General features: G+C 71.8%; 9 protein-coding genes and 1 pseudogene. All 10 read right to left on the bottom strand.

Annotated features, from left to right (window positions below):
• Window positions 1–1,883: hypothetical protein (locus JJ683_RS17855; RefSeq protein WP_200176114.1), on the bottom strand; the 1,883-nt coding region annotated here is incomplete at its 3' end.
• 24 nt (window positions 1,884–1,907) lie between these two features.
• Window positions 1,908–2,630: a DUF8175 domain-containg protein gene (locus tag JJ683_RS17850; RefSeq protein WP_200176111.1), complete on the bottom strand. Its 723-nt coding sequence runs from the start codon at window positions 2,628–2,630 to the stop codon at window positions 1,908–1,910.
• Entirely contained in the window at window positions 2,630–2,944 is a 315-nt protein-coding gene (locus JJ683_RS17845; protein WP_200176108.1) for a hypothetical protein, read from the bottom strand. The genes JJ683_RS17850 and JJ683_RS17845 overlap by 1 nt, the downstream gene beginning before the upstream one ends.
• Before the next feature lie 49 nt (window positions 2,945–2,993).
• Window positions 2,994–3,305 (bottom strand): hypothetical protein, encoded by a 312-nt coding sequence (locus JJ683_RS17840; RefSeq protein WP_200176105.1) that lies wholly within the window; start codon window positions 3,303–3,305, stop codon window positions 2,994–2,996.
• Entirely contained in the window at window positions 3,302–4,546 is a 1,245-nt protein-coding gene (locus JJ683_RS17835) for a MinD/ParA family ATP-binding protein (protein ID WP_200176103.1), read from the bottom strand. Before JJ683_RS17835 ends, JJ683_RS17840 begins: the two co-directional genes overlap by 4 nt.
• On the bottom strand, window positions 4,543–5,244 hold the full coding sequence (locus JJ683_RS17830) for a hypothetical protein (RefSeq protein WP_200176101.1): 702 nt from the start codon (window positions 5,242–5,244) through the stop codon (window positions 4,543–4,545). Before JJ683_RS17830 ends, JJ683_RS17835 begins: the two co-directional genes overlap by 4 nt.
• An 11-nt stretch (window positions 5,245–5,255) precedes the next feature.
• Window positions 5,256–6,419, bottom strand: coding sequence for a C40 family peptidase (locus JJ683_RS17825; protein WP_200176100.1), 1,164 nt, complete (start codon window positions 6,417–6,419; stop codon window positions 5,256–5,258).
• An 84-nt stretch (window positions 6,420–6,503) separates the two neighbouring features.
• The gene (locus JJ683_RS17820; protein WP_200176099.1) at window positions 6,504–8,474 is read right to left on the bottom strand and encodes a cutinase family protein; all 1,971 of its coding nucleotides are present in this window, start codon (window positions 8,472–8,474) and stop codon (window positions 6,504–6,506) included.
• Entirely contained in the window at window positions 8,471–9,115 is a 645-nt protein-coding gene (locus JJ683_RS17815) for a DUF8176 domain-containing protein (RefSeq protein WP_200176098.1), read from the bottom strand. The genes JJ683_RS17820 and JJ683_RS17815 overlap by 4 nt, the downstream gene beginning before the upstream one ends.
• Window positions 9,112–9,601: pseudogene (locus JJ683_RS17810) on the bottom strand (hypothetical protein); the annotation flags it as partial. The gene JJ683_RS17815 and the pseudogene JJ683_RS17810, both read right to left, overlap by 4 nt.

The following is a 9,601-nucleotide window of genomic DNA, read 5'->3' as shown; positions in this document are numbered from 1 at the left end:
GCCTGCTGCGTCGACGCCGACCCTCCCGGCCTGGAACCACCCGAGGCACCGCCGCCGCCGGCGGCGGCGCCCATGCCCCCGGAGGTACGGCCCGGCGCCGAGGCGGCCGAGGCGTACCGGGACGCCGCCGACCGGCCACCGCCGCCGCCACGCAGCATGCCCGCGCCGTAGCCAGCCATGCCGCCGGCGGCCATGCCCGCCGCCGAGCCACCACTGCCGAAGTCGGCCGAGTCCTCCGAGGACGGCATGATCGGCGCGTACTTGAGCAGCGCCCACGGGGCCAGGCCGACCATGACGAAGCAGACCGCGATCATGCCGAGCGCAGTGAACAGCTCCATGCCCGACGCGCCGCCGAGGGCGGTGCCGGCGAAAATGTTGATCGTGGCGAACGTGACGCCGAGCAGCAGCAACAGCAGTGGTTTCATCAGCGCCAGGCCGACGAACATCATCACCGGGCGCATGGCCTTCTGCCGCCACTTGGGGTGGACCCACATGCCGAAGCCGATGCCGGCCACGCACAGCAGGATCGGCAGCCCGGCGGCGTGCATGAGCAGCCCGAAGTACGCGGCCAGCACGCCGATGAGCATCAGTCCGAACAAGATGATCCCGGCGATCGCGCCGCCGGCGACGGTCTCGGAGGTCGCCTGCCCCAGGATCGCCGACATGTTCGTCACGACCTGGTCGGCCGGGGCTCCGAGCGCGTCTCCGATGCCCTGTGAGACCTGCTCGATGAACGAGAGGAACACTGCGGCCAGGCCGGGGGCGAACAGCATCGCCACCACGCCGAACAGCATGTAGCCGCCGTAGTCCATGAGCAGATCGCGCGGATGTCGTTTGCCGTCGGAGATGCGTTGAGCGGCCAGGATCGCGGTAATCGCCATCGCGAGGATGCCGATGCCGGTCGAGTAGGCGTACCAGGTGAGGAACGTGTCGTTGGTGGTGTCGAAGCTGCCGGTGGTCGTGAGCCCGCGGATGACCTTTTCGGTCAGATCGACCGCCGACGACTTGAGGGCGTTGGCCCAATCGTCGATGACGCTGCCCGGATCAGCCATGAACTTGACTGTCTCGACCACCGGTTTTCCGGTGACCGACCAGATCGACGAGAACCCGTCGGCGTAGGCGCCGAACGTGTTCGATGCCGAGTCCGAGAGGCGTTCGGTGAACCCGCGGTTCTGGTCCCACCAGTAGTAGGCGCCGCCTTGGAGCTCCCCCACCCGCACATTCCAGGAGGTGCAGGCTTCCCGATCAACCCTGCCTTCCGCCTTGTCGCAGTTGAGGTAGAAGCGGTGCAAGCACAGCTGCGCCGGCGCCCGGTCGTCACCGTAGTCGCACACCTGCCCGGTGAAGAACTCCTCGCCCAGGTCGGAGCTGTCGGGCATATCCGCGGCGGGGTTGGCCTCGATCGCGGCTTTCATCGCCTCGATCGAGGCGTCATCGGGGGTGTCGGCGAACTGGAAACCCCACGTGGTGGTCTGCGGCTGCGCGAACTTCTTCAGATCGTCCGCGCACATCGGGTTCTTCGGAATGAACGCGGGGTCACCGTTGGGGAAGCTGTGCGACCAGTCCTGGCCGTAGGCGGCGTTGATGAGGTCGACCTCGACCGGCCGGCCGTCCCGTGATCCGAGCACGCCGGCCAGATACGACCCGAAGTCTCCGCCGCGGTTCGCGCATTCGCCGTCGAACCAGGCGGCTTGGAATTCGTCGGTGCCGGCGACGAACTTACGCAGCTCGGCCGGGAAACCCTCCGGGAGCTGCTGCCCGTTCATCGTGGGCGTGCCGCCTGGGCCCTGCTCGGGGGCTGCGGACGCGGCCCCCGCCCCGGTCACGAGCAGCACCACTGCCAAAAGGACCGCCGCGGCCGCCCGGCGCAGTCGCACCATCATCACTTCACCACCTCGCGCCACAGGTCAGTCGCGGTAGAACACGTAGAGGCCCTGCCCGCCGGGCTGCGAGAGTGGGCCGTCCTCGGGGAACCGGGCGTCTTCGGGCTTCGGGCCGGGCTCGAAGGCCCAATCGGTGGCCTTCCAGTCCTCGCCTTCCCAGGCGAGGGTCACCGTTGTCGTCGAGTACGAGGTGGACACGCCCATCGGCGAATCCGGGCCCCCGGTACGCGTCTGAGCGATCCCCTCAGTCCAAATCGACACGGTCGCTGCCTCCGGGGTGAAGTTGGTGACCGTCGCCACCAACGGAACGCCGTTGAATACCGTGTCCTCGTGCTCCACTCGATCCGTGGCGTTGTCCAGCACTGACTGCAACGCGGGCGAGGGGTTCTCCCCGACCGCGTGCTCGCGGAGGGCAGACGCATCGAGCCTCCCCGAGCGGGCATGCCCCATTGCCTGCTCGAAGTTGACCGCGGCGGTGCGGGCACCGGCCTTGTCGTGGGTGTACCCGCGGGGCACACCGTCGACCAACGCCGACGGGCCGTGCGCCGTCTTGATCGCCTCGGTCTTACTGCCGGACTCGCCCGAATCCGAGCCGCCGCAGGCGACGGCGACCACCAGAATCAGCACCGCCAGCGTCGCCAGACCCGCCACCGGCCACAGCCACCGCCGCGGCCCGGTCTTCCTCCCCGGCGCCGCCGCGCCGTCGATACCCGGGCCCACCTTCGAATAATCCGTCTTCGTCTTCATCACTGCCCTTCCTTCCCCTCACTGCTCGCCAGGCCGATGGGCTGAGACCGCTCCCACCGGACGAACACGACCATCGCCACCAGCAGCTCGGCGGTCACCGTCGCGGCCACGGCCGCCGGCCCTGCCCACACGGCTGCGGCCGGTGCCCCGACCAGCACCACCGCAGCACCGAACTCAGCCGCCAGCACCGACCACGCCCGCCCCCTGCGACGGGAACTGGCGGCCACCACCACCACAACCGCAAGCGCAACTACGCCGACGACGGCAAGAAGCCACCCCGGGGTTGTCGGCGCTGCCACCGTGTTCGTCGTCATCACTGCCTTTCCTCCCTCGCCGTCGCTGCGGCATACTCGGTGTTCATCGCTAGGCCCCCGGCTGCACGACGAACAGGACGCTGCCGACGATCACCGTGAGCATCACCAGCACCGCCAGTGCGATGCCGGCCACCTTCGCCTCCCCCGTGTATTCCGAGGCGTCCTGGGCGTAGCCGCGCTTCTCGGCGGACTTCATCTTCGACACGCCGACAATCAACTTGATCACCACGAAGAGCAGGGCCACCGCCCACACGGCCGACCCGACACGCACCCACGTGTCGTTCATCGCCGGGCCCAGAATCGACAGATCGGGGCTGATCTTCTCGAACGGGTTGTCCACCGCCAATACGGCCTTGTTCACCACGCGTCTCCTTCGGTCACGATCCGGGGAAACTCCCCATCACTGCTGCTGTATCCGCCCGCCGGGGCCCGGCCGGTGAGCACCGACCCGCTGGCCCGACCGGCCAGGTCCCCGGCCACGCGGGCGGCCAGGTCCGTGAACGCCGCCTGTGTGGCGGCGGTGGTCTGGCCGAATGCGATCCGCCCGCCGGCGGCGAGCAACGAGTCATACGGCACCCGCGAGAACCGGGTGGCCCCGGCCGCGGCAAGCTGTTCGGCAATGCGCTGTTCCAGGGCCCCGTCGGCGCCGGGCACCGCGACCAGCAGAACCCGGGCGGCCGCCGCCGTCTCCTCGTAGCCCTCGGCACGCAGCCGGTGGAGCATCCAATAGGCGGCCTTGGCCGCGTCGACGCGTAGCGGCACCGGAACCACCAGTTGGTCGGCGTGCCCTACCGCCCACCGCCACGCGGGCGCGTAGGTGTTGTTGCCGGTATCGACGACCATCAAGTCGCGGTGCCGGCGCAGCACCGCCATGACCGCGGCGCACTCGTCGGCGCCGACGGCGATCGGGTCCTGGCTGCCGTCGAGGGCGGTGCCGAGCACTTCGTGCCCGGCAGGCTGGGCGGTCAGATAGGCGGCCAGCTCGGCCGCGGCCGCCTGCCCCGAGGCGAGCCGGCCCGCCGACACGAGTACATCGGCGATGCCGCCGGGCTGGCGTAGCGCCGCCCGGTCGGCGAGGGTGCCCGGCGACTCGCAGCCGTCCCAGGCGACCACGCCGCGTCGGTGGCTGCCGAACGCGGCCGCGAGCATCAGCGCGGTCGGCGTCTTACCCGCACCGCCTTTCGGGGAGGCGATGACCACCACCCCCGGCGGGGACGATTGGATCGCCGCGCGGCGTGCCCGCTCGGAGGTGGCCGCATCGCGTTCGGTCGGCGTGGCCCGCAGGTGCAGGCCCATCGCCGCGTTGACCCGGCCGCGCCAGCCGCTCCGGGCCTGTTCGGCCGTCGCGGCTGGTGCCGCCTCGTCGAACAGGCCCGGCACCGCGGCCGCCGGAGCCGGGGCGGGTTGCGTAGCAGCGGCCAGGGCCTCTTGTCCCACCCCGTACGGGTCGGCCGGCGGCGGGCCGGCCGCAGTATCGGTGTCGGCGTCCGCGGCATCGACCTCGACCGGATCGGCGTCCCCCTGGTTGCTGCCGGCCGCGCGGCGTAGCCGCTGGCTGCGCAGGTTCACCGGCGTCTCGCGCCCATACACTGGCTCGCTCATCGCGTGCTCCTTCCCGTGTTCCGGGTGACGATCTTCGATACCGCCCACACGCCGCCCGGCTGCTCGCGGACGATCACGTAGACGACCTGCTCGGCGGTCCCGACCGTGCGCTCCCCGTCCTTCGCGGTCTGGGTGGCGGTGAACACCAGATGCCGCATGTGCGAGTCGGAGTCATCGCGCATGCCCTGGTTCGGCTGGGCGGTCACTGTCACCTCGACCCGGTCGGCGCCGTCGGCCCGCCAGGCGGCGAAATCGCCGCCCGGGCCGCGCACCGGCGCCTCGCCGAGCGTGGCGTCGGCGTAGTCGTCGGTGAGCAGCGGCGCCGCTCGCGCCATCGCGTCGAGCGTTCCGCCGTCACTAGTGGGCCGCCAGGCAAGCCACTGGCGCAGCGCCTCGGCGGCGACCGCGTCCGAGTCGGTCCGGTCCACCTGCGCGATGGCCGCCGCCGGAGTGGCCGGCACCGTCGGCACGGTGCGGGTCGGCAGCACCGGCGGCTCCGACACCGTCGTCGACGGGGCCGCGGACGGCGGGGCGGTGGGGACCGCCGAGGGCTCCCACATTTGCGCCGGGGCGGGAGTACGGCTCGCCGTGGAGTCCGCATCCTGGCCCGGGCCGGACCCGCAGCCCGCCACGGTCGCCGCGGACGCGGCGAGGATCAGTGCCGCGGCCACGGCACGCCTGCCAGTACGAGTACGCATCGACTCTCCATTCATTGCTTGTCTGCCTGGTCGGGGCCGAAGCGGATCGCCCGCACCGTCGCCGGCGGGGTGTAGGGCCGTTCGGAGACGAACTCGCCGGACTGCGGCGCCTCGATAACCGTGCCCGCGCCCGAGTAGATGAAGATGTGGCCGGGATGCGGCTGGATGACATCGCCCGCACGCAGTTGTGCCGGGTCGGTGATCGACGTGCCCAGCGGCGAGACGATCTGCGCGGAATCCGGCGGCACCACGTTGAGCTTGCCGCCGGAGGCTTGCGCGACCGCGTACTGCACCAGCCCCGAGCAATCGAAGCCGACCTTGGCGTAGTCGCCGTGCGCATCGGCCGGACCGCCGTTATCGGAGATACCCAGGGTCGGGCCGAACTGGTTGCCCCCGCCCCACGCATACGGCAATCCGATCTGGGAGCGGGCCGCGGCCACCACCCGCGCCCCGAACTCCGACGATGCCGGCGCCGCCAGCGTCCAGGCCGCCGCCTGGGCGGGAATATCGACGATGTAGCCCTGGGTCTGCCCGTTTCCGCATACCCCGCCCGCGGCCCGCGAGTTTCCCGGCCCGCAGTTGTAGTAGGACAGCATCAGCTCGGTGATCTGCCCGGACACGGTGCCGGCCGCCAAGTCCTGCTCGGCCAGAGCCGCGAGCGCACAGTCGTAGTTCGCCATTGACATGGTCGCGTCCGCGATCGAGTACGGGTCCTTCGTCCCGTCTCCGTCGCCGTCGACGCCGTATGCCTCCCACGTGGCCGGCAAGAACTGCGAGGGGCCCGCGGCCTGCGAGTCGGCGTTGTAGGCGTCCGGGTTGAACCCGCCGGATTCGTTGTCGATCTGCGCTGCGAGCAGCGGTGCGGTCACCGCCGCGCACGTGCCTGCGGCCTGTGTGATCCACGGGATGAACGGGGCGGCGGCCGGGTGATCCGCCAGCAGTGCTTTCTTATCGAGCCGGTCGCCGCCAGCGGTGGTGCCGCAGCCGGGGCCCAGCGATTCGGCGTGCAGACCGGAACCGCCGCGGGTCCGTGTTCCTGCGTCCTCGCCGCCCGGGCACAGGTAGGCGGCGTCCCGGTACCCGTCGCCGGAGAATCCGCCCATGAAGGTGGCGGCCAGCAGCAGCACGCCGCCCACTGCGAGCGCCCCGCCCGAGGCCGCCTTTCCTGATGCCACTGCCGCCACCTCCCTTCGCGTGTGTTGTTGTGCCCGACCAGGAACACAAAATCGGTGGCTCTCTTCGGTTATATGCGGCGTGCCCTAGCCGCCGATGGCGTCGCGGAACTTTCCCGCCATCACGGCGGTCGCCGGTGTGCCATCACCGCGCGGCGACCAGGTCGTGTACTTCTGGTGCACCTGGGAGCCGTAGAAGGTGGCCGCGGTGAAGCCCGCGTCGACGAGCTGCGCGAGGTCGGCCGCCCCGTCGCTGGTGGCCGCGGCCGCCACCGACTGGCCCAGCCCGACCAGATCGGATGCGGCCGCCTGTTGGCCCATCTGCGCGGTGAGTGCCGCCGGCCCCGAGTGCAGCGCCGAGGCCGGGGTTTCCTGGCCGCCGGTGAACACTCCGAGCGCGATATGGGCGAGGTTGAGCCCGATCGGCAGGAGTTGTCCCAGGGCAAGGGGGTTGCCGGTCTCGACGACCTGCCAGGCGACTTCTTGGAGTTGGCCGACTGCCTTGGCCAGGCCGATCACGTCGACGTTGTCGAGCAGCCGGCACACCAGCGCCGCCGCCTGCGAGACCGGGTCCGGGATCAGCGCGAGTACCTGCGCGACCTGGTCGAGCGGCAGCTTGGATGCCGCTTCCACCAGGGGAGACAGGTTGTTGTTGATCCGGCCGGCGGTGGCGTGTGCCGCGGGGATATCCCCGGCAAGCAGTTGCCCACCGAGCAAGCCGAAGTCGCCTGCGACTCCGAGGTAGTCGACCGAGGTCACGTCCGCGACCATCTGCAATGCCTGGTCGAGCAGGGTGACCGGCTGCACGGTGCGTAGCGCCGTGCCCGCGGCGGTCAGCATGGAGGTGTCCATGCCGGCGATCCCGGACAGCCCCTCGGCAAGGGTGTCGGCCGCCGCCGACACTCCGCCGCCCGCGCCCGGCGTCGACCCGAGCATGTCGGCGATCTGGCCGGCCGTGGCCGCCAGCGAGGCCACGTCCACGTCGGCGAGGCCGGCGAGCAGATCGCCCGCCGCCGACAACGGGGTGCCGCCGTCGGCGGCGGCGATCTTGTCTTGCGCGGCCGGGTTCGTCGACAACCACGCCTGCGTCTGCCCTACCGGGGTCAGCGTGTCGGCGATCATCGCCGCCTGGGAGGCCACCGCCGAGCGGCGTGACCAGCCCACCGGCGCTTGCGGATTCTCGCCGAGCTGTTCGACGCGCGCCGGTAGCCGTTCTGCGGCGCGGATGGCGGCGGCCAGATGGGCCCCGCCGTAGTCGGCGCCAAGCTCCGCGGCCATGCCGGTGCCGCTGCCTGTCTGGGACACCACCCGCGCCGGCTGCGCTGGCGACGTACTCGCGGAGGTGTCCCCCGCCTTGCCGCCAGCGGCGGGCCCGGTGTCGGGGGCCGGGTCGTTGCCGAGCACCCGGCCCAGCGACGACAGAAAGCTGTTCTTGGCAGCAGCGATGTTGCAGTACTTGTCGTCCGGGTGGCAGATGTCGAACACGTGGCCCGACAGGGCGCCGAAGCCGCGGGGGTTCGGCCCGGCGATGCCCTGCCCGGCAAGCGGCGGGCCGATGATCTTCGCGCCGTCGGTGCCGCGCCGCGGGTTGGCCAGCAGTCCGACCGCCTCGATCTGGGCGGCCGCAACCGGGCCGTCGCCGTGGCCGATGGCCACGGCGACATCATTGGCGATCTGCGCCCCCTGCGAATACCCGGCGAGGACGTACTGCGCGTCCGGGCAGCGACGCATCAAGTTCGTCACATCGACGATGCCCTGGTCAACGGACTGTGAGTACAGCATCCCGTTGAACGCGGCCGCAGGATACGGCGGATACACCACCGCGATCGAGGCACCATAGGCGTCTTCCAACGCGGTACCGACCTGCCCGAGCAGCCCGGCCGGCACAGCCGGGTCCGCATGCTCGGAGGTCTCCCCCGTCCCGGGCACCAGCACCGCCATGAACCCATCGCAGCCGCCGCTCGCGACGGCCGCCGTCGCCGTCGTCGCCGGAAGTGTCGCGGCCACCGCCGCCGACGCCACCGCCGCGGCGGCCGCCCTTACTGCTACCCGCTTCATGCCCCGCGCCCCCCTGTATTAGAAATCTTCACCACGGCCCACGTGCCGTCCGGTGCCTTGCGCACCTGGAAGGTCTGCTCATAGTCGACGGTGTCCCCGCCCGGGCGGTGTTCGGTCACCGACACCGCGTACAGCGTCGGCGATACCTGCGACTCGGCCAGGCAGTACGTCGTGCCCGGCGGGATCGTGTCGATACCGGCTTGAATCGTCTCGGCAGGCCCCGCGGCCGGGGTGCCGTCGGCGATGAGCGCCCGCACCGCGGCCCCGTCGCGGGCCACGTAGTAGGCGTGCTCCAACGCCCGGATCACTCCGACCCCAGACCTGACATCGCCAGCGGGGGCGGCACACCCGGCCGCGGCCGGGTCCGCGCCCGCCCCGCCGCCAAGACCGGCCTGCCCAGCCGGGGACGACGCGGCAACGGCGCTGTTGCTATCGCCTGATCCGATGAGGGCGCCGACCGCGTACACGCACGCCACCACCGTCAGGGCGGCCACGACCACGGCCGTCAGCAACCGCCGAGGCGGGCGACGCCACGGCACACGCACCGTCCGGCGAGGACGCTCCGCGGCCGATTGCTCGGCCCCGCGCCCTGGGCGGGGGGCGCCGAGGTCGTCGATGATCGGGCCCTGCGTCATGGTCATGCCTCCGGGAGAGCTGCCTGCACTGCTGCGGCCGCTGCGTCGACGGCGTCGCCGACCGCGGGCGGCGCTGCATCCACGGCCGCCGCCACGGGCTCGGGCACCTCCGACCGCCACTGCGGAGCCGCCACCGGCGTCTGCTCCGACTGCGGCGACACGTCCTGCGCCGCCGCAGGCGTGACCGGAGCCGAGGCCGGCGGGGCTGTCTCTGCCTGTGCGGCATTCGCGGCGTCCGCGGTCGTCTGCTGTGGGGCCGGTGTGGGTGCGGGCTGCGGATCGCCGGTGACGGCCGCCGTCGCGGCGGCGGCTGCGTCGTCCACTGCCGTCGCGGCGGGGCCGGTGATGACCGCGGCCTCGGCGGCCGCGTGATCCGCGGCGGCAAGGATCGCCTCGCCGCCCGGCTGGCCGGCGATCGCCTCACGCGCCTGGGCAGTGGCGGTCGCCGCATCGCGCTGGGCCTGCTGTCCGGCGTTGACGGCGCCGCGCACC

It is taken from the genome of Tomitella cavernea (assembly GCF_016599145.1).
GTDB lineage: Bacteria > Actinomycetota > Actinomycetes > Mycobacteriales > Mycobacteriaceae > Tomitella > Tomitella cavernae.
The sequence above is the reverse complement of the archived record's forward strand: the minus strand, read 5'-3'. Positions and strand labels throughout refer to the sequence as shown.

Coding starts and splice junctions, on each gene's coding strand:
- JJ683_RS17845 (WP_200176108.1), bottom strand. CDS start 2,944: ATGACGACGAACACGGTGGCAGCGCCGACAACCCCGGGGTGGCTTCTT.
- JJ683_RS17850 (WP_200176111.1), bottom strand. CDS start 2,630: ATGAAGACGAAGACGGATTATTCGAAGGTGGGCCCGGGTATCGACGGC.
- JJ683_RS17830 (WP_200176101.1), bottom strand. CDS start 5,244: ATGCGTACTCGTACTGGCAGGCGTGCCGTGGCCGCGGCACTGATCCTC.
- JJ683_RS17815 (WP_200176098.1), bottom strand. CDS start 9,115: ATGACCATGACGCAGGGCCCGATCATCGACGACCTCGGCGCCCCCCGC.
- JJ683_RS17835 (WP_200176103.1), bottom strand. CDS start 4,546: ATGAGCGAGCCAGTGTATGGGCGCGAGACGCCGGTGAACCTGCGCAGC.
- JJ683_RS17820 (WP_200176099.1), bottom strand. CDS start 8,474: ATGAAGCGGGTAGCAGTAAGGGCGGCCGCCGCGGCGGTGGCGTCGGCG.